Genomic DNA, 26971 nt, shown 5'->3' with positions numbered 1-26971 from the left:
GCATCACGTGGTGACTGGACAAATCACAGGCCAAGACTTGTAGGGTGAATACCGGTTATTTATACTCGTGACGGCTTCAGACTTGGCTATTGTTTTTCTGTCCTTACCGACGGATGTCCAATATCGTCGCCCGGCGGTGGGCCTGGGTGACGGGTATGCTGTTGTAAAACAAATGAAATAACCGTTCCAGACGATAACACACGCAGCATTGCTACCAAGTTAGTCTTCGCACACCAGGGCGGGTGTCACCCCCCTTGAAAGTTTCCAAACCCCGCCGGCGCACCAGCGACGGAGGACTCGATGGACTTCAGCAAGCTCCTCAATGCGATTCGCGGCAACAAGGCTGCCGACGCATCGGCAGCGCCCAAAGACCGGCCGGAAACGGAACCTGTCATTCCGGTTGAGGTCTCGCCCACGGTTGTCGCGGCCGACCATCCGCCTCCTCCAGTGCGGACCTCCGGGAGTGTTGTCCAGTCCCTGCTCGGTCAATTCACTGGCGGACACCGCGAGCCTTCACCACCAACTCCACCCAAAACACCGCCACCCGGAACGGCCAACAGCTACGGTGATGGTCTGACGTCAACGCTCCCTCCCGGAGCGGCGGCTTCATCCGCGGCGGCTTCATCCCCGGCAACGGCAGACACAGGACAGAAAACGCCGCCCCTGGATACAACCACGCCCATTGATGGTGACTGGTTCGACGTATCGCTGGACGAAAAGGCCCCTGCTGTCCCTCCTGCAGTGGATGTTCCCGTTTTGGACCTGCCACCGGATGTGCCAGCACCCAACGTTGCCCCGGCAAGTGTTCCGACCGATGCACTTCTCACTGCTCCGCCAGTTGCCCCGGCCGTCGCTCCCTTCGAGGTCTCCGGCAGGGTTGACCTGAGCTGGACACCTGCGGAAGCACCCGCTGCGCCTTCTGTGGCGGATTTTTCATCCACAGATTTTCCATCCCAAGGCGACGGGATGGATACAGGCCCGCCGCCGGCCTCGGTAGCGTCAATGACCGTGCCGCCGGCTATCACCCAGCCGGTGGAAGCTTTCCTGACAGAAAGCACCTACGTGCCACCGCCGCCAATGGAGTTTCCTTCAGCAGCCGGAGGTTTTTCCCAGGGAGTGCCCATGGAAGCGCCGCTGGCCCCGGTCAACAACTGGGGATTTCCTCCCGCTGACACGCCGGTGATGCCCTCGACGAGCGTAGCAGCGCCGGTTTCCGCTGCCGGGACAGTAGAACCAGTTGCAGCCAGCGTGCCAGACGCCCGACCGGCAAGCTGGTCGGACTGGCTGATTGAAAACCTCGATGAAGCCCTGATGGTGCTCGACGCCCAAGGCATCCTTCAGCAGGTGAACCCGATGGCCGAATACCTGCTCGGCGCACCACGGCAGAACCTGCTGGGGCGGTCACTGCTTGACATCAGCCAGCAGCTTGGCAGCGACAACGCCCCCCTCTGGGAACACCTGAGCGTCACAACTGAAGCCCAGCAGTTTTCAACAAACGTGATGCTTCCCGATGGGCAGTCCATGATGGCTTCGTTCGTGGTCCTGGAGTTGCCTGCCCAAGACCCATGGCCGGGCGGGCGTGTCATTGCCATCCGGGACGAAACACGCCTGCGCGCCGAATTTGCCCAGATGATGGAAGACCTCTCGCCCCCGCCGGCCCCGGTCTCGGCCCTGCAGGTTACACCCGAACAGTTGACCGCCATGCGCACTTCACTTCAGATGGTTCTCGGCTTTGCCGAACTGCTGCATCGCGGTGAGTACGGGCCCATGAACCCCCAGCAGTTCGAGATGTTCCGCAACATCGAGCACCATGCCAAACAGCTTGCCGAGTGGCTGGGGCTTCCGCAGTGACCGCGCCGGACATCACGCCCCTATGCAAGATTGACCTGACGGCAGACATTCTGCCGCCGCTGGAGTTTATCGCCCATGCCTGCCTTGCACGCCGTGGCAGCCGCCGTTGCCGGTTGCGTCAGCGGCGAAAGCTTTGAGGTACGTGACATCACCTGCCTGGCTGGAGCCTGTCAGCCGGGCAGTATTTTTGCTGCCCTCCCCGGCACCCGGGCCGACGGCCACGACTTCATCCCGGAAGCCCTCTCGCGTGGCGCCCAGGCCATTCTCTCGGAACGCCCGGCTCCACCGGATTTTCCGGCCGCGTGGATTCAGGTGGCCGATGCCCGGCGTGCCCTTGGCCAAGTGGCGGCGCTGCTCCACGGGCATCCCAGCCATCACATACACGTTATCGGCGTCACCGGCACCAACGGCAAGACGACCACCACCTACCTGCTCTACGAAATCTTCCGCGCCGCCTACGGACACGCCGCGCTGCTCGGCACCATTGAACAGCGCATGGATGATGATCGCCGCCCCTCGCGTCTGACCACGCCGGAAGCCCCGGAAGTGCAGGCCTTCCTGCGACGCGCCTGGGACAGCGGTTGCCGCCATGCCGCTATCGAGGTGTCCTCAATCGGGCTTGACCGGTGGCGCGTCGCCGACATGCGGTTTGCTGCTGCCATTTTCACCAACCTGACCCAGGATCACCTGGACTACCACGGCACAATGGAGCGGTACTTCGACGCCAAGTTGCGGCTCTTTGACGGGCGTAACGGAGAAGTTCCCGGAATTGCCGTTCTCAACACCGACGACGCCCGCACGCCCGACATCATCACGGCCATCAACGGCCGCGCCCGGATTGTGACCTACGCCGTCCACGACCCCGGTGCTGAAGTCCGCCTCGCCCGGCTCGACGTTCACACACGCGGCATGGCGCTGTCGCTCCACACGCCCCGCGGAATGCTCGATCTGGCCACGCACCTCGTGGGCACGCCTCACGCCTACAACATTCTGGCCGCCACGGCCACGGCGCTGGCGCTCGATGTTCCGACCGACGCCATCCTGGCCGGGGTGGCCAACACGGTCGTGCCCGGGCGGTTTGAAGTGGTCGAAGGCAGTGACGACCATCTGCTGGTAGCCGTGGACTATGCCCACACCCCTGATGCCCTGGCCAACGTTACAGCCACCGCCCGCGAACTGGCCCGCCTCCGCCGGGGACGGGTCATCACCGTGTTTGGCTGCGGCGGCGACCGTGACCGCACCAAACGTCCGCTGATGGCCGAAGCGGCGGCCCAGGGCAGCGACCTCACCATCCTGACGTCGGACAATCCACGGCGGGAAGCCCCGGAGCGCATCCTGGACGACGCCGAAGTCGGCTTGCGCGCCGTCGGCAAGCCCTATCACCGGATACTTGACCGACGCCAGGCCATTGCCTTTGCCATTCAAACGGCGCAACCCGGCGATGTCGTCGTCATTGCTGGCAAGGGACACGAGACGTACCAGATTCTCAATCACCTGACCATTCACTTCGATGACCGCGAAGAAGCCCGCCAGGCACTCCGTCGGCTTCGGTCGGACAAAGGAACGCCAATGGAGTAAAGTGCGCGGCCACAACCAGACCCTCATCCCTGCGGAGTACCTGCTGTGACCCTTGCCGACCTTGCCGACCTGCTGGGAATTGCCTGCCCTGAAGGGCTGCGCGCCATCACGCCGGTTGGCTTTTCGATTGACTCACGCACCATTCGCCCCGGCGACCTGTTTTTTGCCATTCACGGAAAACGTTTCGACGCCCATGCGTTTGTGCCGGAAGTCCTGGCGCGTGGCGCGTGTGCGGCCGTCATTCATCGCCCACTGCCGGAACTGGAACCAGCCGCCGCCCGCTGTCTGCTCGTGCCGGACACGCTCCGCGCCATGCAGGAACTGGCCCGGGCGCTGCTGCACCGGTGGGGACGCCCCATCGTCGGCATCACCGGCAGCATGGGCAAAACGACCGCCAAAGACCTCACGGCGCTGACACTTGCGCCTTACGGACGCATCTACGCCTCGGTGGGCAACCTCAACAACGAATACGGCCTGCCTCTGGCCGTCTTCCAGATGCTTTCGGACGGGCGGCGCATGGCGGACTACGACGTGGCCGTGCTCGAAATGGGCATGAACGAAAAAGGCGAAATCGCGCGGCTGTGCGAGATTGCGCCCCCGGATGTCAGTGTTGTCCTCAATGTCGCCCCGGTTCACATCGAGAACTTTCCCGACGGGCTGGAAGGCATTGCCGCAGCCAAGGCGGAAATCGTCCACGGGCTGAAGCCGACGGGCACGGCCATTCTGAATGCCGACGATCCGCGCGTAGCCCGCATGGCGGCCATCGTCCTGGCGCGGCGGCAGGAACACAGCGGGGCGCAGGTGATGTACTTCGGGCGGAACGAAGCCTCCCACGTCACAGCACTCGATGTCACCTCCCGTGGGCTGCTGGGTACGACGTTTACGCTTTCCACGCTGAAAGGACAGGCAGCCGTTGAACTTCCGCTGGTCGGCGAACACCACATCAGCAATGCGCTGGCAGCGGCGGCCGTGGCGACCCACTTCGGTGTCAGCCCGGACGCCATCGCCGCCCAGCTCCGGCTGGCGCAGCCGGGACCCCATCGCGGCGTCGTCCGGCGCTACGCCGGCGGATTTACCGTCGTGGATGACAGCTACAACTCCAACCCCGTCGCCCTGCAGGAAGCCGTGCGGCTGCTGGAACAGGTGCCCGACGCCAGGCGGCGGATTGTTGTCGCCGGCGAAATGCTCGAACTCGGCGAGCAATCCAGGGAGATGCACATCGCCTGCGGGCGCGCGCTCGCTCATGCCAGGGTGGACATCCTGCTGGGCGTCGCCGGCCATGCCCGCGATCTGGTGGCCGCCGCCCAGGCCGAACAGAACCACGGGATGCTCACGGATTTCGTCGAAACCGCAGCCGAAGCCGGCCGCTGGCTGGCCAGCCACGTCCAAGCCGGGGATGTCATTCTCATCAAGGGTTCACGGGGGGTACGGTTGGAAACCTGTCTGGAGGCCCTGCCGGCGTAGGCACGCGCGATGCTCTACTACCTGCTCTATGAAGTTCTGCACCTGAAATACCAGGTTTTTGGCCCGCTCCGCGTTTTCGGCTATCCGTCCTTTCGCGCCCTGCTGGCGGCAATGACGGCCACACTTATCTGCCTTCTGCTCGGCGCGCCGATGATTGCCTGGCTGCGCCGCCTCAAGTACGGGCAGGAAATCCGGGAAGAAGGCGTCAAGGCGCACCAGGCCAAGAAAGGAACGCCGACCATGGGCGGTGTGCTCATCATCACGGGCATTGTTGCCGGAACGCTCCTGTGGGCCGATCTGAGCAACCTGTACGTCTGGGTGGTCCTGTTTGCCCTGCTGGCGCACGGGGCGATTGGCTTTCTGGACGACTACCTGAAAATCGCCAGGCGGCAGAACCTCGGCCTGCAGGGACGCTGGAAACTCCTCGGACAGGTGACAACGGCTCTGGTCATCGGGGGCGTTCTCATCGGTTTCGGCAACTATGCCACCTACCTCAGTGTGCCGTTTTTCAAGGATTTCCAGCCCGACCTGACAGCCTGGCTCTATCTGCCGTTTATGCTGCTGGTGATGACGGGCAGCTCGAACGCCGTCAACCTGACGGATGGCCTCGACGGCCTCGCCATCAGCACGACGTTCGTCGTCGCGCTGACGCTCACCCTGCTGTGCTATGTCACAGGTCTGACCGAACTGGCGCTCTACCTCAACCTGCCACCCAGCCCGCTGGCGCTTGAAGTCACTGTGTTTTGCGCGGCGCTGGCCGGCGCGAGCCTGGGTTTTCTCTGGTTCAACGCACCGCCGGCGGAAGTGTTTATGGGTGATGTCGGCAGCCTGGCCATTGGCGGCTGCATGGGCTGCGTGGCCATCGTCATCAAACAGGAACTGCTGCTGGTCATTCTGGGCGGCGTGTTCGTCATCGAAACGCTTTCCGTCATCCTGCAGGTGAGTTACTACAAGCTGACGAAGGACCCGCAGACCGGCATCGGCAAGCGGATTTTCAAGATGTCGCCGCTGCACCACCACTTTGAACTTACCGGCTGGAAGGAATCCAAAATCGTCTTTCGCTTCCTCATCGTGCAGATTTTCTTTGCCCTCGTCGCCCTGGCGACGCTCAAGCTACGGTAACGATGCCTGCCCTCAACAACACGAACAACCAGAGCTATGCCGGCCGTCACCTCGTCGTGGTCGGGGCCGGTGTCAGTGGAATTGGTGCGGCGCGGTTTCTGGCAGCGCGCGGCGCGCAAGTGACCCTCACCGACCAGCGCCCGGCTGAAAAGCTGCCGCCGGAAGTCATCCAACTCCCATCGGAAGGCATTGCCATTGAAGCCGGAGCGCACCGACCCGAAACCCTGCGTGCCGCCGATGAAATTGTGCTCAGCCCCGGCGTCCCGCCCGGACTGGCGGCACTTCAGCCGGCGCGGGAAGCCGGTGTGCCCATCATTGGCGAAATCGAACTGGCCTTCCGCCACCTGCGCGGGCGCATCGTCGCCATTACGGGCAGCAACGGCAAAAGCACGACAACGACCCTGATCGGACGCCTGCTTGCTGAGGCCGGGCTGCTGACCCAAGTCGGTGGCAACATTGGTGTGGCGGCCGTCTCACTGGTGGAGACTTCGCGCGACGACGGCTGGACGGTACTCGAATGCAGCAGCTTCCAGCTTGAAACCGTCGTCACCTTCCGTCCGCACATCGGCGTCCTGCTCAACATCACGCCGGATCACCTCGACCGCCACGGCACGTTTGAAAACTACGTGGCCGCCAAACTCAACATGTTTCGCCGGTTTGACGGTGAGACCCTCGCCGTGCTCAATGCCGATGACCCGACGACACCCCGCGCCCAGGCACAGCTTGCGGCCCAGGGTGCGCCGGTGACGCTCTTTTCAGCCCAACGGGAACTGGAAGAAGGGCTTTTTCCACGTGGGGACGAGCTGGTGTGCCGTACCCGGCAGGCCGAGCGGGTGCTGCTTCACCGCGCCGACCTGCCCCTGCCCGGCCGGCACAATCTGGAAAACATCCTGGCCAGCCTGGCCGCGGCCCTTGCCGCTGGAGTGGACCCGGAAACTGCCCGGACAACCATCCGGGACTTTCGCGGGCTGGAACACCGGCTGGAGTTTGTGGCTGAAGTCGCCGGCGTCAGGTACTTCAACGACTCCAAGGCAACGAATGTGGCAGCGGCCCAGGTGTCCATCGAGGCTTTTCCGTCCGGGCTGCACGTCATTCTTGGCGGTCTGGACAAAAACAGCGACTTTGCTCCGCTTGTGGACGCCCTGGCGTCGCGGGCGGTTTCCGTGGCACTCATCGGCACGGCTGCTGAAAAAATTGCCGCCACCTTTGCCGGACGGCTGCCGCAGCCCATCACGCGCCATGCCAGTCTGGAAGATGCGGTTCACAGTCTGGCCCGGCGTGCCCGGCCCGGCGATGTGGTTCTGCTTGCGCCGGCCTGTGCCAGTTTCGATATGTTTGATAACTTCGAGCACCGGGGACGGGTTTTCAAGGCAACAGTCAAGGGGTTGATTTCGAATGTGCAGCGTGAGGCGTCATGCAGCCCAGATTGACCATTCCCACCGTGGTGCCTGTTTCGCGCAACCTGGTGACGTTTGTGGACCCATGGCTGCTCGTCACGACGATTGCGCTGGTGATGTTTGGCCTGGTCATGGTCTATAGCGCCTCGGCGGCCCTGGCGCACGAAACCTACCGGACGCAATTTCACTTCGTCCTGCGCCAGGGGCTGGCCGCCCTGCTGGGAACCGGGCTGCTGCTCGGCAGCCTGTGGCTTGGCTACGCACGCTTGGAACGGCCGTGGGTGGTGTATGGGCTGCTGGGCGTCACGGTTTCCCTGCTGGTGCTCGTCCTGCTGCTGCCCCCGGTCCGGGGCACGCATCGCTTCATTCGTCTGCCGGGGCTGATGTTTCAGCCTTCTGAACTGGCCAAGCTCGCAATGGTGCTCTTTCTGGCCTATTTCCTCAGCCGGAAAGACGCGCCGGCGCGCCGTGATCCGCGACAGGGACTGCTCCCGGTCGGCCTCGTCGTGGGACTGCTGATGGGACTCGTTTTTCTGGGGCGGGACCTGGGAACGATTCTGATGATGGGCGGGACGGCGACAGCGATGCTCGTCGTGGCCGGCGTGCCGCTCCGCTATCCGGCGCTCGCGGGACTGCTCTGCTCGCCGCTGCTGCTCTATGCCCTGCTCAGAGAGCCATACCGGCGCGCCCGGCTGCTGGCCTTTCTTGACCCCTGGAAAGCTCCCAGGGAAGAAGGTTTCCAGATTGTGCAGTCGTTGATGGCCGTCGGCAGTGGCGGCGTGTCGGGCGTCGGCTTTGCCCAGAGCCGCCAAAAGTTGTTTTACCTGCCGGAAGCGCATACGGACTTCATCTTTTCAGTTATTGCCGAAGAAGTCGGTCTCATTGGCAGCCTCATGGTCGTCGGACTGTTCGGCATTCTGGCCTTTCGCGGTCTGCGTGCGGCCTTTCTGGCCCCGGACGACTTTGGCAAGCTCCTGGCAACCGGGGTCACCGTTCTGCTCGTGGGGCAGGCGCTGTTCAATCTGAGCGTTGTGTTGAGTCTGGTACCGGCCAAGGGGATTCCGTTACCCTTCATCAGCTACGGCGGCAGTTCGATGATGATGAGTCTGCTGGCTGTCGGCTGGCTGCTGAGTGTGTCGCGGCGAACGTGAAACCGCGTCCACGGTTGGCAAACGGCCACGGTTGGCAAACGGATCGAAAGCCGTACCCGGCCACAGCCAGGGCGAATTTTTGAGAGACAAGAGGCGTGCAGCGTGCGTGTCCTGATGGCGGCCGGCGGCACCGGCGGACACATTTTCCCCGGCATTGCCATTGCCCAGGCGTTCCGGCAACGTGATGCCACCACGGAAGTCCATTTTGTGGGGACAGAACGCGGGCTGGAAAAGAAACTCGTCCCGGCGGCCGGTTTCGAGCTGACGTTCATCCCCTCCGGCGCACTCAACAACGTTTCCTGGCAGCGCCGTTTCCAGAGTCTGGCCGTATTGCCTGTCGGCTTCTGGAAAGCCTGGCAACTCATCGGGCGTTTCAAGCCGGATATTGCCGTCGGAGTCGGCGGCTATGCCTCCGGGCTGGCGATGCTGGCGGCGATCATGCGGGGTGTCCCGACCCTGGCCGTTGAAGTCAATGTCCTGCCCGGCCTGACCAACCGGATACTCGCCCGCTTCGTCACCGCCGCCGCCGTGTCTTACCAGGAAACCGCCGCGTACTTCGGGGCCAGGGCCGTCCTGACCGGGACGCCGGTACGCGCCGAGTTTGAGCAGATTCCGCCCCGCCCGGCCGAGGCTCCGCGCCGGCACGTGCTGGTGTTTGGCGGCAGCCAGGGGGCGCAGGCCATCAACCGCGCCATGGCGGAAGCCGCGCCCTGGCTGGCAGCCCATCCCGGTTTGCGGATTGTTCACCAGACGGGCGAGCGCGATGTCGAAATGGTACGTGCCGCCTATGCGGCAGCCGGTGTGCAGGCCGACGTACAGCCTTTTATCCACGCCATGGCCGAAGCCATGGCCGCCGCCGATGTGCTGGTCTGCCGCGCCGGAGCCGCCACCATCGCCGAGGTGGCCGCTGCCGGGCGCGCGGCCATTTTCATCCCCTTCCCCCAGGCTGCCGACGATCACCAGCGCCGGAATGCCGAGGCGTTTGTCCGCGCCGGCGCCGGAGAGATGATCGTACAGGCCGAACTGACGGGTGAAAAACTGGCCCGGACGATTCTGGAGCTGCTGGCTGACCCGGCGCGGCTGGCCCGGATGGAAGCCGCCAGCCGGGCGCTGGCGCGACCACACGCAGCCGAACGCACCGTAGATGTTGCGTTCCAGATTCTGCATCGCCCAGGATGAGGTAGTCATGGCTGAGCACTTGCACTTCATCGGCATTGGGGGCAGCGGTATGAGCAGCATTGCCGAAGTCGCCCTCCGGCGTGGCTGGCAGATTTCCGGGTCGGATTTGGCGGCTTCGGCGACAACCGCCCGCCTGCAGGCGCTGGGTGCGCAGGTTTTCATCGGGCACGCACCGGAACAGCTTGGCGATGCTCAGCGGGTCGTCGTTTCCACGGCCGTCAAAGCCGACAACCCGGAGCGGCTGGCAGCCCAGGCCCGGGGCATCCCCATTGTGCACCGGGCGGAGATGCTGGCCGAACTCATGGCAGGCAAGGTGGCCGTGGCTGTCGCTGGTGCGCACGGTAAGACGACGACCAGTGCCATGGTTGCCACGATACTGCGCGCGGCCGGACAGGACCCAACCGCCGTCATTGGCGCGGCCTTTGCCGATCTCGGCAGTGGGGCGATGGTCGGGACGGGGCCGCACTTTGTCGCCGAAGCTGACGAAAGCGATGGCTCGTTTCTCAAGCTGCCGCGTACGCTGGCAATCATCACCAATGTGGACCGCGACCATCTCGATTTTTACCGTGATTTCGACGCTATCCTCGACCATTTCGTATGGTTTGCCGAGGGCGTACCGGAAACAGGCGTGGTCATTGCCTGCGCTGACGATGCCGGTGTGCAGGCGCTGCTGCCCCGGTTGACCCGGCGCTGTACGCTGTACGGCATCCAGGCGGCGGAAGCCCAGATTCGGGCGGCAGACATTGTTCCCCAAAAGCCCTTCGGCTGGCGCTTTACGGTCTGGCGCGGGCCGGCTTGTCTGGGCCCGGTCCGGCTGCGCGTACCGGGCCGGCACGCCATCCACAACGCACTGGCGGCTATCGCCGCTGGACTGGAACTTGGTTTAGACTTCAAAGATGTACAAACGGGTCTGGAAATGTTTGAAAATGTTTCCAGACGGTTCCAAATTCGTGGGGAAAGGAATAATGTTCTCGTCATTGACGATTACGGCCACCACCCGGTTGAGATTGCCGCCGTACTTGATGCAGCGCGCAGCGCCGGACGCCGGATCGTTCTGGTGTTTCAGCCGCACCGCTACACGCGGACACAGCATCTGTTTGCTGAGTTCGTAACGGTGCTGCGGGAGGCGGATGTGGTTTGTATCGTGGATATTTACCCGGCGGGCGAAACACCCCTGCCCGGGGTGACAGCGGCGGCGCTGGCAGCAGCCGTACAGGCGGCGGGACATCCGGCCGTGCAGGCTGTTGGCGCGCTCGATGCGGCCCTGCCAGCCGTTGCGGCGCAACTTCGTCCCGGCGATGTGCTGTTGACCGTGGGGGCAGGTAATGTCTGGCAGCTTGGTGAAAGGTTTTTGCAGGATGCCCAAGTCTGTTGAGGAAATCTGTGCCGAACTCGATGTCGCAGCCCGCTTTCACCAGCCGATGCGCCACCTGACTTCACTGCGCACGGGTGGGGAAATCGCCTGTGTGGCCTTTCCCGACACGCCGGAAAAAGCGGCCGCCCTGGTGGCCAGGCTGGAAGAACACGGTTTGCGCTGGAGTCCGCTGGGCTACGGCACAAATCTCCTGGTGGCGGATGGGCCACTCGACCGCGTTGCCATCAGTCTGCGGCAACTCAAAACGCCCGTGAGGTTTGAGGGCTGTCAGGTCAAAGTGCCGGCCGGTTACAGCCTGCCCCGGCTCGTCAACCAGTGCGCCGACCGGGGATTGTCCGGGATTGAAGGGCTGGCGCCGATTCCCGGCAGCGTTGGCGGTGCCGTGAAGATGAACGCCGGCTCGCATGGCTATGAAATTGCCGATGTCATCGTCTCGGTGGATGTCGCCCGCGAGCGGCGCATCGTGACACTGCCACGGGAGACGCTGGATTTTGCCTACCGTCACTCTCCATTTACCGAACGGGACCTGATTCTGGGGACGACACTTCAACTCCGGCCCGGCAACCCGGAGGCCAGCCGGGCCGAAATTGCGGAGTACCGTCGCCACCGGGCAGCGACGCAACCGGTCAGGGACAACAGCGCCGGTTGCATTTTCAAAAATCCGGGGCCGGGGCTGGCTACCGGGCGCATCATTGACGAACTTGGCATGAAAGGTGAAACCATCGGCGGGGCAACCATTTCTCCAGTCCATGCCAACTTCATTGTCACGAATGGGTCAGCACGGGCAGCCGATGTCTTTGCCCTCATTGAGCGGATTCGGTCACGTGTACGCGAAGCACGTGGCATTGAACTCGATATGGAAGTCGAAGTCTGGGAGTAAGGATGTTCCTGGATTGAAGCCGTCAGGAGTCGTAACGTGTCGGTGGCTCACAAACGCACAACCCGCCAGGTCCTACCTTCCCGTCGTGAACAGACGCGCGAGGCAGCGGCCATCCGTATCCCGCGCACGCGGCAGGGAGCGGTATGGGAGCAACTTTATGCCTGGCGGACCGGCATCCTCTGGGTTGTACTGCTGGTCGGACTGAGCAGTCTTGGGCTGGCCATGACGCGGTCATCCCTGTTTCTGCTGCGTCAGGTGGAGGTTATTGGTTGTCAGCCGCCCGTTGCGGAGGACATCGAGCGTCTCGTCCGCCAGCAGTCCACCGGCTCCCTGCTGACGGTCTCGCTCCCGACGCTGCGCCAGAACCTGGAAAGCCTGCCCCGGGTGCGGCAGGCCCGGATCGTGCGTATTCTGCCGGACACGCTGCGGATCGTGGTCGAGGAACGCAAACCGTTTGTGCTGGCCCAGATGGCTGAACGCAGCAACCTCGTCTGGCTGGATGAAGAAGGGGTCGTGATTGCGGCGTACGACCCGGATACCGATGGAGAGCCACCTGTGTTGGCCGTTGGTTTGGCGTCCGACCGCGATGCAGCCGGACGCCGCGAAAACCGCGAGCGGCTGCAACTGTACCGTAACCTCACCTGGGCGCTCGACGCGGCCGAACCACGCCTTTCCGAACGTATTGAATCCGTTGACCTGTCGCAGCTTCAGGACGTGCGCGTTCAGCTTCGTAATAGCCGCATTGTCGTTGGACTGGGCCGGGAGGACTTTCGGGAACGGCTCCTCCATGCCTGTGAAATCGTGGACGCGCTTCAGCGCCGTGACACCTCGATTCTTGAACGCATGCGCTTTTCTGATCCGCGTATCTTCGAGAAAGCGCCCTATCTCAAGACGGTCAACATGGTGAGCGCCCGGCAGGTCAACCTGGAGTTCGATGAACGCCTGCCTGCCCCTCCAGCCCGGACAACGACCGGCGCCAAGGCAATGTCGTCCCCCCCGAAAGCTGCTCCCAAATCCACTTCCCGCCAGGCGGGTTCGGCAGCGCGGAGGTAGCACGGACTATGGCGCGCGCCACACCCTACCTTGCCAGCCTTGACCTTGGCTCGACCCGGACCCGCATGGTCATTGCCACACCGGTACCGGATCGGGCGCGCTGGACGGTGGCTGGCTACGCCGATGTGCCCTCGAAGGGCATCCGCAAGGGGGTTGTGGTCAGCATCGAACAGGCTGAAGAGACCATTCGCCAGTGCCTGACGGAAGCTGAAAAAATGGCCGGCTTTGAAATTGCTTCGGTTCATGCCAGCCTGTCAGGACTACATGTGCGCGGTCTCAACGGGCATGGCGTGGTGGCGGTGTCGAGCCGCAACCGGCAGATTACAGGCACGGACATCCAGCGGGTTATCGAACAGGCCAGTGCCGTCAACCTGCCCTCAGACCGGGGTATCGTCGAGGTCCTGCCCCAGGAGTTTGTGGTGGACGAACAGGATGGAATTGGCGATCCCCTCGGTATGTTGGGGATGCGGCTCGAAGTTTCCGTACATATCGTGACTTCGCCGGTCACGGCATCGCAAAACATCGTGACAAGCGCCAACCGGCTGGGTATCATTGTCGAAGACCTCACCCTTGGTTCCCTTGCGGCTGCGACAGCCACCCTCACCGAAGAAGAACGTGAATATGGTACGGCCATCGTTGATATTGGTGGTGAAATCACCAGCCTTGCGGTCTTCCAACGCGGGGCGGTGCGCCACACGGCGATGTTCGGTATCGGGGGCACGCATTTCACCAACGACATTGCGGTTGGGCTTCGTTCACCGGTTCCCGAAGCTGAACGCATCAAACAGACTTTTGGATGCGTTTTCTCTTCGCTTCTGCACCCCAACGAGCGACAGGAACAGCTTGAAGTTACTGCTTCTGGCGGGCGGTCGCGGATGCTTTCGCGGCAGGTGCTCTGCGAAATGCTTCAGCCACGGGCAGAGGAGATTTTCAAGGAAATTCAGGAGAATCTTCAGAAGGCAGGTTTTGAGAAAAAGTTGTCCAGCGGATTGGTCTTGACAGGCGGCGGCAGTCTCTTGTCCGGTATTCCTGAACTGGCCGAACGGATGCTTGACCTTCCGGTTCGGATCGGCGTGCCAATGGGTTTGGACGGTCTCAACGAGGAACTGCGCCGTGCTGAGTGGTCAACAGCCATCGGGCTTATTCTTTCAAGCATTCGACCACGTGCCAATCACTATTTGCGGCAGCGGGAAACAAGTTGGCGCCACTGGCTGGCAGGGATAAAAAGTTTCTTTTCTTCGCCGAATTCGGCGCGCTGAATATAGTATTTTCTTTACCAGGAAGACGGTTCCCGATCCAGGTTACGGGCAGGAGGCAATTATCCCATGGGAGCAGAGAACAAGCGGTCATCGAGTCCACCCCCAGTGAGGTTTGAATTCGTGGAAAATACCATCTCAAAAGGCGCAAACATCAAGGTCATTGGTGTTGGAGGGGGCGGCGGGAATGCCGTCAACCGGATGATTGAGTCCGGTATTGAAGGGATTTCCTTTTTGGTGGTCAATACCGATCTGCAAGCCCTCAGCATGTCGAAAGCCCCGGTCAAGATTCAGATTGGCAGCAAGCGGACACGTGGACTGGGTGCCGGAGCTGACCCACAGGTGGGACGGGATGCCGCGCTTGAAGATACGGAAAAAATCATTGATGCACTCGAAGGTGCGGATATGGTGTTCATCACGGCCGGCATGGGCGGCGGCACGGGCACCGGCGCCGCGCCCATTGTGGCCGGACTGGCCAGCGAACTGGAGATTCTGACCGTGGCCGTCGTCACCAAGCCCTTCGGGTTTGAAGGCCGCCGCCGGATGCAGAACGCCGAAAAAGGCATCCGCGAACTCCACGAGTGTGTGGACACCATCATCACCATTCCCAATGACCGCCTGTTGACGACCGTTGATCGCAATACTTCCCTGGCGGATTCCTTCCGCATGGCGGATGACGTGCTGCGGCAGGCCGTGCAGGGTATTTCTGACCTCATCACGGTGCCGGGCATGATTAACCTCGACTTTGCCGATGTACGCACCATCATGCGCGGCTCCGGCATTGCCCTGATGGGCACGGGACAGGCCTCCGGCGAAAATCGTGCCATCCAGGCTACCAACGCTGCTATTGCCAGCCCGTTGCTCGAAGAAGCCTCCATCGAAGGCGCCCATGGCGTACTCGTCAATATCACCGGCGGCAGCAACCTCACTCTTCACGAAGTCAATGAAGCCACCTCCATCATCCAGAAAGCGGCGCACCCGGAAGCCAACATCATCTTTGGCGCGGTCATTGACGAACGAATGCAGGATGCAATGAAGATTACGGTCATTGCGACCGGCTTCGACCAGGCCGCCCAGGCAGCCAACGAGCCAACGGCGTCAACCGTGGTGGCCAGTAACGTGGTTTCGGTGCCTTCGTTTGGGCGTGTGGCGCCCGGCTCCAAACCAACCGCACCCGCTGCCGAAGCGGACCTTGACGCACCAACCTTTTTGCGCCGGAAATCCGAATAGCCTTCTGGAAACCGGCCATCGCCGTTGATACCTACGGCGCGGGCCGGTTTCGGCACAGGACGCGGAAGGTGCCCTGCTCCGAAACCCATACCGGGGTGAAGTCTTCGTACCCGGCTGGTTGCTGCTGAAGCTTTCGCTCCAGCTCATCCCCGCGCCCGACCACCAACCATGTCACCGTGGAGGGAATGGATTTTTCCAGGCTGTGCCACTCCGCACGCCCCTCGTGCAGGATGTGGGCGTAAGACAATCCGCCCTGGGCAATGACAGACGACAGTTCACCGGCAAACAGCGCAACGCAGCCGCCGGACGGTTGCACCAGAAGGGACCGAAAGGCCGGCTGCGACCGGAGAAACTGCGCCAGCGCCCGGCGTTCACGCCCCAGCGACGTAAACTGCACCCGGTAGGCTTCCTGAAAGACGGCGAGCTGATAGACGCCATCCCGCAGCCACCACAGGGATTGCCCGACACACACCAGCCCTACACCAACGGCCACCCAGACCGGCTGCTTTGGGAAGCGGGCCTGCAGGTAGGCCACACCCAACCCGATACCAACGGCCAGCGCCGGCAGTGCCACCAGGCCATAGCGGTTGTTCAAAAACAGCGGATAAATCTGGATGTTGCCTGAATACAGGCTGTAGCCGGTAAAGAGCGGCGGCAGCCAGAGCCACCCCAGAACCGCCAGCGTTGGCATATCAAGCCAACGGGTGCGAAAGGCCGTCACAGCCTGTCCGGCCAGCCCCAGCAGCCCGAGCAGCGTCGTGGCCGGCGTGGCGCAGATGACGACAGTTACCGCCAACACAAGGCCCGCATAAAGCGGCTGTCCGACCACGAAGCTCAGGTAACTCAGCTCATCCCGGTGGCGCGCAAAGTAGCCCCGCGCCGAGTAGGTCCCTTCGAGAAACTCCAGCGGCCGCCCGTAGATGGCCCAGTTGTGCCAGAGCCAGTACCCCACGCCCGCGCCCACGATGCCCGTCCATAGCCCCACATCAGCCAGGCGCGCCCATCCACGGCGGGGGGAAGACCAGAGCACCCAGAGCGTACCGGCTGGCAGCAGAATCCAGCCCTCATAGCGGGTCAGAAGCGCCCCCAGGGTACAGAGTGCCGCCAGGACAAGACGATCACGCCGACCACGTGGCGTCCAGTCGTGCATCCACCATGCGCTGCCCAGCCAGGTGGCGAGAAACAGCGGCTCGGTCAGCGGTGTGGTCTGGATGTAGAGCAGCGAAGGGTTGAGCGCAAAAGCCAGCCACGCCACCAGCGCGGCCGGCAGCGACCGGGTGAGCGCTGCCGTAAGCTGAAACACCACGGTCGCCGCAGCCACAAAGGCGAGACAGGAAATGAGGCTGCCGGCCAGCCCGGTGCGCCAGAGGGTATCGGAAAGTGCCAGCGGTGCAGCCAGCACATGCGGCAGCGGAAGCCACGGGCTGCCCAGTTGCATGTAGCGTTCCCACCAGGTCGTTCCCGGCGGGACATCCACCAGCTTGCGGGCAATGGCCAGGTGGGCCTGGCCGTCGCCATACAGATTTGTCCAACCGTGGGCATAAACCCACGCCAGGGTCAGCCCACCGATGAGGGCCGAACCCGGTGCAATGAACCACACCGGGCGATGGCCGGCCCGGCTGGAGGCCGGGCTGGAGCTAGACGGCGCATTGCCGGCGGACGCGCTCCCAATCGAAGACCTGGCGGGCGCGGACGTTTTCCCTCGCCACGGCCAGCGCCGATACCAGGTCGTCCTCGAACATGTTGGGTTGGAAGGTTGGGGGAGAGGATCGGTCACGCCGGACCGGATGTTGCGCCGACCTGGTGGCAGGTGAAAGGGGCGCTTGTGATGAATCGGCGACAGACGGATCAAGAATGGGCTTGTCAGTCATGGTGAGTTTCCTCCTGGCGAACATCGTTGGCCGACGCCACGGTGGTCGTGAGGAAACTACCGGGCGTCAGGACGTGAAATGAGGCGATAGGACAGGTCGCGTGCGAATGGCAGTCATCCTCCACAAACTGCAAAAGATAGCGACTGACTCAATCAGCCGTCAGGTATCGTAGGCCGCACCGGGCAGACTGGCAAGGGCCCGGCTGGCAGCCAGGCCGTCATCAGCAGCGGCCGGGCCGTCTTGACCCTCCACCATGGCGGTGGTAGCGTCCCCGCCCTTGCAGCGTCAGCCTCCTTCCGGTTTTCAAGGCTTTTTCACGCATGTCCGCCGAACTCCGCCAGTCACCACTCGATGCCGTACATCGCGCGCTGGGGGCCAAAATGGTGCCGTTTGCCGGCTGGACGATGCCGGTCGAATATGGCGGGCTGGTGGCCGAGCACCTGGCCGTACGTACAGCGGTGGGACTCTTCGATGTCAGTCACATGGGGGAGATTCTCATCCAGGGACGCGATGCCCTGCGCTTCGTGCAGCATGTGACCTGCAATGACGCGGCGCGCCTTGTGGACGGACAGGTTCAGTACTCCGGCCTGCTCAACGAACGTGGCGGTTTTGTGGATGACATTCTGGTGCACCGCCTGGCGGAAGACAGCTACTTTCTCTGCGTCAATGCGGCCAACACGGCCAAAGACGCGAAATGGCTGCGCGGGCACGCAGCAGGCTTCGAGGTTGACATTCGCGATGTCAGCCACGAATACGCCCAACTGGCCGTCCAGGGCCCCCGCGCCGTGGCGCTGGTGCAAAGCCTCACGGTGGAGGACATCACCGGTCTGGGCTACTACCGGTTCCGGCGCGATGTCGTCATCGCCGGCATCACGGCACTCGTGGCGCGCACCGGCTACACGGGCGAAGATGGCGTCGAAATCTACTGCGCGCCGGCCGATGCGGAGCGGCTGTGGAAGGCGCTGATCGAAGCCGGTACGGCACCTTGCGGACTTGGCGCCCGCAACACGCTGCGGCTCGAAGCCAGAATGGCCCTCTACGGTCACGAAATTGACGACACGACCACGCCGCTGGAAGCCGACCTGGGATGGATATGCAAACTCTCCAAGGGTGACTTTCTCGGACGCGATGCCCTGCTGCGGCAACAGGCAGCCGGACTGACCCGCAAGCTGGTCGGCTTCGAGGTGGAAGACCGCGTGCCGGTACGCGACGGCTACCCGCTGGTGGCCGACGGGCAGGAAGTCGGGCGCGTCACTTCGGGCAGCCCGTCGCCCTTTCTCAGGAAAAACATCGGACTGGCGTATCTTCCAATTGACAAGACGGCGGTGGGGACGCAAGTGTTTGCCATTGTGCGCGGGCGCGAAGTTCCCTGCCGCATTGTCCCAACCCCTTTCTACAAGCGTCCCGGATAGCGAGGCGCACCACATACTTTGGCGAGGATTTTCATGGCGAACTATCCTGACGATTTGCAGTACACCAAAGACCACGAGTGGATTCGGATCACGGGCGACACCGGGCGCGTGGGCATCACGTTCTACGCCCAGGACTCGCTGGGTGATGTCGTGTACGTGGATTTGCCAAAGGTCGGCACGACGGTCAAAGCCAATGAACCCTTTGGCTCGGTTGAGTCGGTCAAGGCCGTCAGCGAGCTGTTTTCCCCGGTTTCCGGCGAAGTCATCGAAGTCAACACCAAACTGGCCGATGCGCCCGAACTGGTCAACACCTCACCCTACGACGAAGGCTGGATGATTGTCATCAGGCTCTCCAACCCCGGCGAAGTGGATGCCCTGCTGAGCGCCGCCGAATACGAAGACTTCATCAACGAAAAATGACCTTCGCCGATCAGACCGGACGAACCCACTCCGGTCGGTCGGCGCAAGTCGGGGCTGATCCCAAGGCTGCCCCCAAAGCGGTTCAAAATCATGCGCTACATCCCGAACGCGACGCCCGATGAGCAGGCGGACATGCTGGCCTCGATGGGCGTCTCCAGCATTGCCGAACTGTTCCGGGGCATTCCCGAAGACCTCCGCCTTCAGCGCCCGCTGAACCTGCCGCCGATGGCCAGTGAAGCGGAGCTGATGCAACTGATGGAATCCCTGGCCGGGCAGAATCGCCTGCCACAGCATTCCTTTCTGGGCGCCGGGGTCTATGACCACGTGCGCCCCCTCATCATTGACACCCTGGTGTCGCGGTCGGAGTTCTACACGAGCTACACGCCGTATCAGCCGGAAATCAACCAGGGCACGCTCCAGGCCATCTTCGAGTACCAGACGTTCATCTGCCAACTGACCGGGATGGAAGTCTCCAACGCCTCGATGTACGACGGTGCCACGGCGCTGGCTGAAGCGTTGCTGATGGCGGCGCGCCTGACGAACCGCTACCGGGTCGTGTTGTCGGAAGGTATCCACCCGGAATACCGGGCGGTGTGTGAGACCTACGCCCGGCGGGCCGGGATTGAACTGGTCCTGGCTCCACTCTCCGAAGCAGGGACAACAGAGCCAGTCGAAACGCTCGTCAATGATGCTACGGCCTGTGTTGCCGTGCAGTCGCCCAACTTTTTCGGCTGTATCGAAGACCTCGCGCCACTGGCAGCAGCGGCCCAGAAACACAAGGCGCTGACGGTTGTCACGGTGGCGGAAGCCATGTCGTTGGGGCTGCTCGTCGCGCCCGGCACGGTCGGTGCGGACATCGTCGTAGGCGAAGGACAGTCTTTCGGCGTGCCGCCAGCCTTTGGGGGGCCGCACCTGGGCTTTTTCGCCACCCACGAACGCTTCGCCCGCCAGATGCCGGGCCGCCTGATCGGTCAGGCCTATGATGCCGAAGGGCGCCGGGGCTTTGTCATCACCCTTGCCACCCGCGAGCAGCACATCCGGCGCGAAAAAGCCACCTCGAACATTTGCAGCAACGAAGGTCTGTGCGCGCTCGTCGCCAGCATCTTTCTGGCAACGGTCGGCCGGCGCGGTCTGCAGGAACTGGCCCAGCGCAACCTTCAGAAGGCCGCCTATCTGAAAGGTGTTCTCACGGCCATCCCCGGCATCACCCTGACCTACCGTGCGCCGGTCTTCAACGAATTCGTCATCCGAACGCCCCTGCCGGCCGCGCAACTCGTGGAAACGTTGCTGGAAGACGACATCCTGGCCGGGTTGCCGTTGTCGCGCTATTTCCCGGAGCGTACGCACGAGTTGCTCGTTTGCGCCACGGAAAACACCTCGCGCGCGGCTATGGATGCGTTTGCCGCCCGGCTGGCGCAGGTCTGCGGTGGCTGAAACGCCTATGCGGACGTTCGACGACCTCATCAAACCCTCGGTGCGGCGACTTCAGGCCTACACCCTGACGCCGCACCGCGTGCCCATCAAGCTCAACCAGAACGAAAACCCGTTTGGTATTCCCCCGGCCATCGTGGCGGAAACCCTCCGCCGGGTTGCCGGGCGGGACTGGGCGCGGTATCCCGACTTTGTTCCCACCGAACTGCAAACAGCACTGGCCCGGTTCGCCGGCTGGCAGGCAGATGGCGTCGTGGTCGGCAATGGCTCCAATGAAATCATCCAGGCGCTGCTGACGATTCTCGTTGCCCCCGGAACGCCGGTCGTCCTCAGTGAGCCGACGTTCACCGTTTACCGTCTGATGGTTGAAGTTCTGGGCGGCACGGTGGTCAATGTCCCGCCACGCGCCGACTTCAGCTACGACATCCCGGCCATGCTGGAAGCTGCCCACCGGACGCGCGCCGTGGCCGTGATCCTCTGCTCGCCCAACAATCCGACCGGCGTCACCGTTGACGAGCCGGCGCTGCGCGCCTTCCTGACGGACTTTGATGGCTTCGTCGTCGTGGACGAGGCCTACCATGAGTTCTGTCAGCAGAACTTCGTCCCGCTGCTGTCTGATTTTCCCCGGCTGGTTGTGCTGCGGACGTTTTCCAAGGCCATGGCCATGGCCGGGCTGCGGATTGGCTACGGGCTGATGGCGCCCGAACTGGCGACTGAACTGGGCAAAGCCAAACTGCCCTACAACGTCAACTTCTTTTCGCTGGCGGCAGCGCAGGTGGCCGTCGAAATGTATGCTGACGAGCTGCGGCCGCTCGTTGAGCGCATCATCCACGAACGGGCGCGTGTCAGCGCGGCGATGGCGTCCTTTGACCGTTTCCGGCTGCTGCCGAGTCAGGCGAATTTCCACCTGCTGCATACGCCCCACATTCCACCCAGGCACCTGTTTGAAGCCCTGCTGGCCTGGGGCGTGCTCATCCGGGATGTCAGCCGGTATCCGCTGCTTGGCGAATACGTCCGGTTCAACATCGGCACGCCGGAAGAAAACGACGCGCTGCTGGCTGCTTTGCAGGCCATTCACCCGGAAGCCGCCGCCTGAGACGGGCCGGCGGCACAGGTTGACGACGCACATTGGGCACGGCATTTCCACCAACTTCCAACTCCGCCATGGGTATCCGCGTTCTGGAAGCCGGGTTGTACACCACGGTTCAGGATGCCGGGCGAAGTGGGCAACGGCGCTGGGGCATCGGGCGCGGCGGCGCGCTCGACGGACTGGCGGCTTCCCTGCTCAACATCCTGCTGGGGAACCCACCGGAAGCAGCCCTGCTGGAAATGCACTTTCCGGGGCCGCGCCTGCGTTTTGAGCAGGCGACGGTCATGGCCATTGGCGGCGCGGACTTTGCCCCGACCCTTGACGGACGGCCACTCGCCAACTGGCAGCGTTATGCCGTCCAGCCTGGACAGCAGCTTGCCTTTCGCCAACCCCGCCGTGGACGCTGGGCCTACCTGGCCGTTGCCGGTGGCTTGGCTACTCCCCGCTGGCTGGGCAGCGCCAGCATGAACCCCTTTGCCGGGCTGGACGGCCTCCTTGGACGACCGCTGCGCGCCGGAGATGAGATTCCGCTGTCCCCCGGTCTTCCAACACCGGCGGCGGGACTGGCGCTGGCGCACCGGACCCGGCCGGAGTACGTCACCGACGACACCCGGCCGCTTCGCGTCCTGCCCGGCGCGGAATTCCACGCCCTTGACCCGGACAGTCAGGCGGCGCTGTTTGATGAAGCCATGACGATTGGCGCGGACTCCAACCGCATGGCGACGCGGCTGGAAGGCGTCCGCCTGCGTCTGGCGTACCCTGTGGAACTGGTATCTTCGGCCGTTGCCTGCGGGAGCATCCAGCTCCCACCCGATGGCCGTCCGGTGGTGTTGCTCGCCGACGCCCAGACCATCGGCGGCTATCCGCGTGTGGCACACATCATCACGGCCGATCTGCCGGATTTCGTCCAGCGCCGGCCCGGTCAACCCGTCCGCTTCCAGCCAACGACAATTGTGGAAGCCGAGCGCGCCGCGGCGACGCAACGTCAACGGCTCAGACAACTGGCAACCGCCGTCGCCCTTACCGACACAGCCAGAACAGTCCCAGAACGATGAGATGGGACGGCCACAGCACAGCCGCCACGCGCCACTGCCAGCGGATGACGGCGTAGTTGTCCGGCAGACCGTAGAGTCCGACCGGCAGCAGGTTGAAGTTGGCCGCCATGGGCGTGCAGAGCGTGCCGCAACTGCCGGCCGTCAGCCCCAGTATGGCCACCAGTGCCGGGTCCAGCCCAAACGGTGCGACGACCAGCGGGACACCGATGCCGGTTGTGATGACAGAAAACGCCGCAAAGGAATTGCCAACCAGCGCCGTAAAGAGCGTCATGCCGAGAAAATAGGCGACGGCTGCCCCTGGCAGGCTGCCCGGCGGCACGATCCGCTGCACCCCGTCGGCCAGCAGCGTTCCCACGCCGGCCGCCGTAAAGAGCAATCCAAGGGATGCCAGCAGTTGGGGCAACAGATGCAGCGGACCGATGTCCTCGGTCAACTGCCGTCCGGCGGCCAGCGCCGTCGGCCACGAAAAACGTCCAACGACAAGCGCCACGCCGACGGCAACGAGCCCCCCCAGCGCCAGCCCGACCACCGCGCCCCGCCCGACTTCGCCGCCGGCCAGCGCCGTCAGGCCGGCCAGCACGAACGTGACCGTGGGAATCGTCAGTACCGGCCACAGGGCACGCCAGCCCGGCGCAGAAGGTTCACCGGACGGCGCAGGCGTCGCCTGCGTACGCACGCCACCCGCCGCCTCGACGGCCACCAGCCCGACGACGAGCAACCCGGCCACCCAGTGCGGAAGCCACGCGCCAAACCCAAACAGCAACCCCAGCGTGAACCAGTAGGCTGCCGCCAGCATCCGCCGGGCGCGGCGACAGTCACAGACAATCTGTACGGCGTAGCCCCACAGCAGCGCACCGATAAGCGCAAAGGCCGTTTCCAGGGTGGCCGGATGACCCACCAGCCGGGCCAGAATGGATGTCCCCTCAGCCATGGCCGGTATCCTGCCGCACGGCGGTGTGTTCGGCCGTCCCGTTCGGCCGTTGTCCAAGCTGCCGCTCCAGCCATACGAACTGCACGGCTGCCACACCGAGCGACACCGCCACAATGGGAATCGCGTACAGTGCCAGACGGACGACATCCACCGGATACCCGGCGCCCTTCATCACCCCGGCCACGAGCAGACAGCCGGCCGAGGCCGGAAACAGGTTCTGGCCGAAAAAGTTGCCGTAGTTTTCGGCTGCCGCGACCGCCGCCTTGGCCGTCCCTTCACCGGCCGGCGACGGCAGTACGGCCGTGGCCATCGGCGCGACAATCGGCCGCCCGAAGGTGACGTGCCCCTGCAGGCGCAGCCCCAACGCACCCATCGCCACCCGCGCCATCTGAAAACCGATGAGCAGCCGCGCCAGGGAAACGCCCGTCAGCCGTCCCATCAGACGCCCCATGGTCGTGTGCAGCCCCAGGCGTTCGGCCAGACCGACCGCCGGCAGCGTCAACAGGTAGAGCGTGATGACGCGGTTTTCAACAAAAGCCTTGCCCAGGGTATCCAGCATGCCCGGCTGCGTCTGATGGCCCACCAGCGGCATCCCGGCCAGCCAGGCCGTCAGACCTCCCGCGCCCAGCACGACGGGCCCCGTCGGCCACCGCCGCGCCAGACCGACGACGAGCACGCCCACACCGAGCAGTTTCCAGACCGGCCAGCCAAGCCAGGTTTCCATTGGGTCACTTCTCCACCCGTTCAGGGCCCATTCAGGGATAGAGCCGCGTCAGGGCAATCCCCGTGTAAAAATGCTTCAGAATCTGCTCGTGGGTGTAGCCTTCCACCGCCAGCCCGTAAGCTCCGACCTGACACATCCCGACGCCATGCCCCCAGCCGCGTCCGATGAACCGGACGCCTGTCAGCCGCCCGTCAGCATCCCGTTCGTGCAGGATGACGAAGAGATTTTCCCGGACGCCAAGCGCCGAACGTATCCTGAGACCGGTCAGGGTGCTTGTCCCGGCCGCACCGACGACCTGGAGACGCGCCACCCGCCCCGAATCGCCGCGCGCCAGCGGCTTCAGCTCGCGGATGTCGCCCACATTGACGCCGGCTTTGGAAAGCTGTGCCTGAAGTTCAGCCGGGGAAAGCCGTACTTCCCACCAGGAAAACGGCGAAGTCCGGTCGCCGGTGGCACCGTTGCGCACCGGCGAAACTTCGAGATAGCGCACCCGACCATCCTGATCGGCATACAGGCACACGGTCTCGCCGCCGATGATTTCGACCCGCTCGACTGGCAGGCATTCCCCGCCAAAGGTACGGAACAGGTAGGCGTCCGGCGCGACCGTCCAGCGCTGCTCATCCTTTCCCTTGCCCAGGCGTACCGTCAGCGCCGTGCCGTCGTAGGGTCGCGCCGTGCCGCTCTGGAGCGCCGGGATGCCCCGCGCCAGCAGTGACCGGGCCAGCAGACCGAGGGCGATGCCACGGGTCAGCGGCCGCCCGGCATTCAGCAGCGCCGTCGGGCGCAGGATGTTTTCGCGTACCAGGTAGGCCAGCGCCGGCCGCGCCTCTGGCGGGAAACGTTCAGCCTCCGTGCCCAGCCAGTAGCGGGCATCTTCCGGCGTGACCAGACGGGCGGGCGACTCCGCGCCATAGAGCGCCGCCAGCAACGCCGGCACAAAGCCCTCCAGCCGTAGCACCGTCCCCGTGGGACGCTCACTCTGCCCGGCCGTCGCCAACCGCGCCGCCCGGTTGAGCCAGAGCGTCACTTCGCGCGCCGTTGCCAGAGAGGTGAAGTATGCCGCGCCAGGCCGTTCCGGCAGGGTGAAACCGAGCACGCGCAGCAGGGCCCAGTCCCGCGCCAGCAGCCGCACCTCCGGGTCCTGCCAGTGCTCGACACTCTGGCTGGAAACGATCCACCGCCCGGCCCGCACTTGAGGGACAGGAGCAACCAGGACGCTTTTCAGGTACGGCTGCGGCGCGCCAAAGACGTACTCGGAGCTTTCCGTACGCCCGCCGGAAGTGGAAGTGTAGAGGGCATCTATCGGTTCGCCGTTGTAGGTGGCCACGATGCCGCGTGTTTCCAGCACCGCGCGGTCTGACAGCGGATGCTCCGAACCCTGCCCACGATAGACCTGCGAAGCCGCCGTCGGCAGCAGGTCATAGCCTTCGGCGGCATACTTGCCGCGATTTTTCAGGGCATAGGTGCGGGCAGCAATCGCCTGGGCCTTGAGGGCTTCGAGGTTGGAAAACACCGTCGGCGACAGTTCATTGGGAACGACGCCGCGCAGATAGGCTTCCAGCGGAACGACGTTGACGACGGTCAGGCGTCCGCGCCGGTTGAGGAAAACCTCGATGCGTCCCCGGTAGGACTGGCCCGAAAATCTGAGTGGCGCGCGTTCTTCCTCCAGAGCTGTGAAGGTGCAGCGTTGTGCGCCGCGCAGCAGGGAGCTTCCGCCCTCGGCCGTCACGCCCAGGCGCGGAAGAGAAGCGCCCGGAGCCGCGTCGCGGGTGATGACCGGACGGCGAAACCCGGCGTTGACCACACTCACCATGAGCGCCTCGGCGTCTTCCGGCGCGGCACAATCCCCGACAACGACGACATACGCCTGCTCACGTGCGTCGTAGCGCGTCGTTACCGGCCCGGCGACCTGCTCACGTAACCGGACAACCGCAGCGGTGGCCGCTTCCCGGGACCGGAATGAAGCGACTTCCACGCGGTAACGCTCCGACCCGCTGCCCGGCGCAGGGCGGGTCCCGACTTCGAGCTGCACCGTGGCCTTTCCGGCCGTGATGGGCAGCACGTCATCAGACGGCTCCCCGGTGGAACAGGTCATGGGCCCTTCACAGGTTACGGTGGCGAAGTCGGCGTTCGTGGTCAGCGCAATGCGGATTTCCGGCTCGGCGATGCCGGCAGCGGACCCGGCGGGGATACCGACCCGCCGGGGGCGCGTCACCTGCCCCGGCGCGGACAGCGGTCCTGACAGATACGCGCCGAGAAGCGCCACCAGCGCCAACCATGCCACCTGGCGACAAAACACACGCAGCATTTCCAAAACAGCAGCAATGGAAACCAACAACCCTGGAAAACGGTGAGACAGACTGTTGTAGCACGGACTGATGCGGGGCTGCACGTGCACGTGCGCCACAGGAATGGGGAATGGAAAATGGGGAATGGGGAATGAAGGGTTCCTCTCCGCGGCTCTGCGTGAGGTCAGTCGTCAGCCTGATTCCCGTCTGAGC

Annotated in this window: 22 protein-coding genes; 17 read left to right on the top strand and 5 right to left on the bottom strand. The window is 63.8% G+C overall.

Annotated features, from left to right (window positions below):
• The first annotated feature begins 300 nt into the window (after nt 1-300).
• The 12 genes from CABTHER_RS03220 to ftsZ all read left to right on the top strand — a co-directional run bounded on the left by CABTHER_RS03220 (nt 301) and on the right by ftsZ (nt 15536).
• Nucleotides 301-1851 (top strand): PAS domain-containing protein, encoded by a 1551-nt coding sequence (locus CABTHER_RS03220; RefSeq protein ID WP_014099144.1) that lies wholly within the window; start codon nt 301-303, stop codon nt 1849-1851.
• A gap of 75 nt (nt 1852-1926) precedes the next feature.
• Nucleotides 1927-3429, top strand: a complete 1503-nt coding sequence (locus tag CABTHER_RS03215; protein ID WP_014099143.1) for a UDP-N-acetylmuramoyl-L-alanyl-D-glutamate--2,6-diaminopimelate ligase — start codon at nt 1927-1929, stop codon at nt 3427-3429.
• A 45-nt stretch (nt 3430-3474) separates the two neighbouring features.
• Entirely contained in the window at nt 3475-4893 is a 1419-nt protein-coding gene (locus tag CABTHER_RS03210; RefSeq protein ID WP_014099142.1) for a UDP-N-acetylmuramoyl-tripeptide--D-alanyl-D-alanine ligase, read from the top strand.
• Nucleotides 4894-4902: 9 nt separating this feature from the next.
• Nucleotides 4903-6015 (top strand): phospho-N-acetylmuramoyl-pentapeptide-transferase, encoded by a 1113-nt coding sequence (gene mraY / locus CABTHER_RS03205; protein WP_014099141.1) that lies wholly within the window; start codon nt 4903-4905, stop codon nt 6013-6015.
• 2 nt (nt 6016-6017) lie between these two features.
• Nucleotides 6018-7445, top strand: a complete 1428-nt coding sequence (gene murD / locus CABTHER_RS03200) for a UDP-N-acetylmuramoyl-L-alanine--D-glutamate ligase (protein ID WP_014099140.1) — start codon at nt 6018-6020, stop codon at nt 7443-7445.
• The gene (gene ftsW, locus CABTHER_RS03195) at nt 7430-8563 is read left to right on the top strand and encodes a putative lipid II flippase FtsW (RefSeq protein ID WP_081464670.1); all 1134 of its coding nucleotides are present in this window, start codon (nt 7430-7432) and stop codon (nt 8561-8563) included. The genes murD and ftsW overlap by 16 nt, the downstream gene beginning before the upstream one ends.
• Before the next feature lie 102 nt (nt 8564-8665).
• On the top strand, nt 8666-9742 hold the full coding sequence (murG, locus tag CABTHER_RS03190; RefSeq protein WP_041569052.1) for an undecaprenyldiphospho-muramoylpentapeptide beta-N-acetylglucosaminyltransferase: 1077 nt from the start codon (nt 8666-8668) through the stop codon (nt 9740-9742).
• Between the two features lie 7 nt (nt 9743-9749).
• On the top strand, nt 9750-11117 hold the full coding sequence (gene murC, locus CABTHER_RS03185; protein WP_014099137.1) for a UDP-N-acetylmuramate--L-alanine ligase: 1368 nt from the start codon (nt 9750-9752) through the stop codon (nt 11115-11117).
• Nucleotides 11101-11997 carry a UDP-N-acetylmuramate dehydrogenase gene (murB, locus tag CABTHER_RS03180; RefSeq protein ID WP_014099136.1) on the top strand — a complete coding sequence of 299 codons (897 nt, stop codon included), beginning with the start codon at nt 11101-11103 and terminating at the stop codon, nt 11995-11997. The genes murC and murB overlap by 17 nt, the downstream gene beginning before the upstream one ends.
• Nucleotides 11998-12039: 42 nt before the next feature.
• Nucleotides 12040-13050, top strand: coding sequence for a cell division protein FtsQ/DivIB (locus CABTHER_RS03175; RefSeq protein ID WP_148263918.1), 1011 nt, complete (start codon nt 12040-12042; stop codon nt 13048-13050).
• An 8-nt stretch (nt 13051-13058) separates the two neighbouring features.
• A complete protein-coding gene (gene ftsA, locus CABTHER_RS03170; RefSeq protein ID WP_014099134.1) occupies nt 13059-14309 on the top strand; it encodes a cell division protein FtsA in 1251 nt (416 codons plus the stop codon).
• A 120-nt stretch (nt 14310-14429) separates the two neighbouring features.
• Complete coding sequence (gene ftsZ, locus CABTHER_RS03165) at nt 14430-15536, top strand: cell division protein FtsZ (RefSeq protein ID WP_455423188.1); 1107 nt, start codon at nt 14430-14432, stop codon at nt 15534-15536.
• Between the two features lie 31 nt (nt 15537-15567).
• On the opposite strand, the gene CABTHER_RS03160 is transcribed toward ftsZ, so the two are convergent.
• Nucleotides 15568-17136, bottom strand: a complete 1569-nt coding sequence (locus tag CABTHER_RS03160; protein WP_014099132.1) for a hypothetical protein — start codon at nt 17134-17136, stop codon at nt 15568-15570.
• 37 nt (nt 17137-17173) lie between these two features.
• Nucleotides 17174-17407 carry a hypothetical protein gene (locus CABTHER_RS16950; protein ID WP_148263917.1) on the bottom strand — a complete coding sequence of 78 codons (234 nt, stop codon included), beginning with the start codon at nt 17405-17407 and terminating at the stop codon, nt 17174-17176.
• Between the two features lie 320 nt (nt 17408-17727).
• Here CABTHER_RS16950 and gcvT point away from each other — a divergent pair, with 320 nt between their 5' ends.
• From gcvT to CABTHER_RS03135, 5 genes are all read left to right on the top strand, one after another.
• The gene (gene gcvT, locus CABTHER_RS03155) at nt 17728-18819 is read left to right on the top strand and encodes a glycine cleavage system aminomethyltransferase GcvT (protein WP_014099129.1); all 1092 of its coding nucleotides are present in this window, start codon (nt 17728-17730) and stop codon (nt 18817-18819) included.
• A gap of 33 nt (nt 18820-18852) precedes the next feature.
• A complete protein-coding gene (gcvH, locus tag CABTHER_RS03150; protein ID WP_014099128.1) occupies nt 18853-19239 on the top strand; it encodes a glycine cleavage system protein GcvH in 387 nt (128 codons plus the stop codon).
• 90 nt (nt 19240-19329) lie between these two features.
• A complete protein-coding gene (gene gcvPA / locus CABTHER_RS03145) occupies nt 19330-20673 on the top strand; it encodes an aminomethyl-transferring glycine dehydrogenase subunit GcvPA (protein WP_014099127.1) in 1344 nt (447 codons plus the stop codon).
• 7 nt (nt 20674-20680) lie between these two features.
• Nucleotides 20681-21766 (top strand): histidinol-phosphate transaminase, encoded by a 1086-nt coding sequence (gene hisC / locus CABTHER_RS03140; RefSeq protein ID WP_014099126.1) that lies wholly within the window; start codon nt 20681-20683, stop codon nt 21764-21766.
• A 68-nt stretch (nt 21767-21834) separates the two neighbouring features.
• Entirely contained in the window at nt 21835-22815 is a 981-nt protein-coding gene (locus CABTHER_RS03135; protein ID WP_014099125.1) for a 5-oxoprolinase subunit C family protein, read from the top strand.
• Here the strand turns inward: CABTHER_RS03135 and CABTHER_RS03130 are convergent.
• Genes CABTHER_RS03130 through CABTHER_RS15395 form a run of 3 tightly spaced genes read right to left on the bottom strand, consistent with a single transcriptional unit; the run spans nt 22781 to nt 26877 of the window.
• Nucleotides 22781-23746: a 5-oxoproline transporter, DUF979 family subunit gene (locus tag CABTHER_RS03130; RefSeq protein ID WP_014099124.1), complete on the bottom strand. Its 966-nt coding sequence runs from the start codon at nt 23744-23746 to the stop codon at nt 22781-22783. The genes CABTHER_RS03135 and CABTHER_RS03130 overlap by 35 nt on opposite strands.
• Nucleotides 23739-24470 carry a 5-oxoproline transporter, DUF969 family subunit gene (locus CABTHER_RS03125; RefSeq protein WP_014099123.1) on the bottom strand — a complete coding sequence of 244 codons (732 nt, stop codon included), beginning with the start codon at nt 24468-24470 and terminating at the stop codon, nt 23739-23741. The genes CABTHER_RS03130 and CABTHER_RS03125 overlap by 8 nt, the downstream gene beginning before the upstream one ends.
• A gap of 31 nt (nt 24471-24501) precedes the next feature.
• Nucleotides 24502-26877: a SpoIID/LytB domain-containing protein gene (locus tag CABTHER_RS15395; protein ID WP_014099122.1), complete on the bottom strand. Its 2376-nt coding sequence runs from the start codon at nt 26875-26877 to the stop codon at nt 24502-24504.
• Nucleotides 26878-26971 lie beyond the last annotated feature (94 nt).

The organism is Chloracidobacterium thermophilum B (genome assembly GCF_000226295.1).
Taxonomy (GTDB): domain Bacteria; phylum Acidobacteriota; class Blastocatellia; order Chloracidobacteriales; family Chloracidobacteriaceae; genus Chloracidobacterium; species Chloracidobacterium thermophilum.
The sequence above is the reverse complement of the archived record's forward strand: the minus strand, read 5'-3'. Positions and strand labels throughout refer to the sequence as shown.

What these genes read in the sequence shown, in the direction of transcription:
- murC (WP_014099137.1), top strand. Translation starts at nt 9,750, where the DNA reads ATGGCTGAGCACTTGCACTTCATCGGCATTGGGGGCAGCGGTATGAGC.
- ftsA (WP_014099134.1), top strand. Translation starts at nt 13,059, where the DNA reads ATGGCGCGCGCCACACCCTACCTTGCCAGCCTTGACCTTGGCTCGACC.
- murD (WP_014099140.1), top strand. Translation starts at nt 6,018, where the DNA reads ATGCCTGCCCTCAACAACACGAACAACCAGAGCTATGCCGGCCGTCAC.
- CABTHER_RS03130 (WP_014099124.1), bottom strand. Translation starts at nt 23,746, where the DNA reads ATGGCTGAGGGGACATCCATTCTGGCCCGGCTGGTGGGTCATCCGGCC.
- CABTHER_RS03220 (WP_014099144.1), top strand. Translation starts at nt 301, where the DNA reads ATGGACTTCAGCAAGCTCCTCAATGCGATTCGCGGCAACAAGGCTGCC.
- murB (WP_014099136.1), top strand. Translation starts at nt 11,101, where the DNA reads ATGCCCAAGTCTGTTGAGGAAATCTGTGCCGAACTCGATGTCGCAGCC.
- CABTHER_RS03135 (WP_014099125.1), top strand. Translation starts at nt 21,835, where the DNA reads ATGGGTATCCGCGTTCTGGAAGCCGGGTTGTACACCACGGTTCAGGAT.
- ftsW (WP_081464670.1), top strand. Translation starts at nt 7,430, where the DNA reads ATGCAGCCCAGATTGACCATTCCCACCGTGGTGCCTGTTTCGCGCAAC.
- CABTHER_RS16950 (WP_148263917.1), bottom strand. Translation starts at nt 17,407, where the DNA reads ATGACTGACAAGCCCATTCTTGATCCGTCTGTCGCCGATTCATCACAA.
- CABTHER_RS03215 (WP_014099143.1), top strand. Translation starts at nt 1,927, where the DNA reads ATGCCTGCCTTGCACGCCGTGGCAGCCGCCGTTGCCGGTTGCGTCAGC.
- gcvT (WP_014099129.1), top strand. Translation starts at nt 17,728, where the DNA reads ATGTCCGCCGAACTCCGCCAGTCACCACTCGATGCCGTACATCGCGCG.
- hisC (WP_014099126.1), top strand. Translation starts at nt 20,681, where the DNA reads ATGCGGACGTTCGACGACCTCATCAAACCCTCGGTGCGGCGACTTCAG.
- CABTHER_RS03125 (WP_014099123.1), bottom strand. Translation starts at nt 24,470, where the DNA reads ATGGAAACCTGGCTTGGCTGGCCGGTCTGGAAACTGCTCGGTGTGGGC.
- gcvPA (WP_014099127.1), top strand. Translation starts at nt 19,330, where the DNA reads ATGCGCTACATCCCGAACGCGACGCCCGATGAGCAGGCGGACATGCTG.
- gcvH (WP_014099128.1), top strand. Translation starts at nt 18,853, where the DNA reads ATGGCGAACTATCCTGACGATTTGCAGTACACCAAAGACCACGAGTGG.
- mraY (WP_014099141.1), top strand. Translation starts at nt 4,903, where the DNA reads ATGCTCTACTACCTGCTCTATGAAGTTCTGCACCTGAAATACCAGGTT.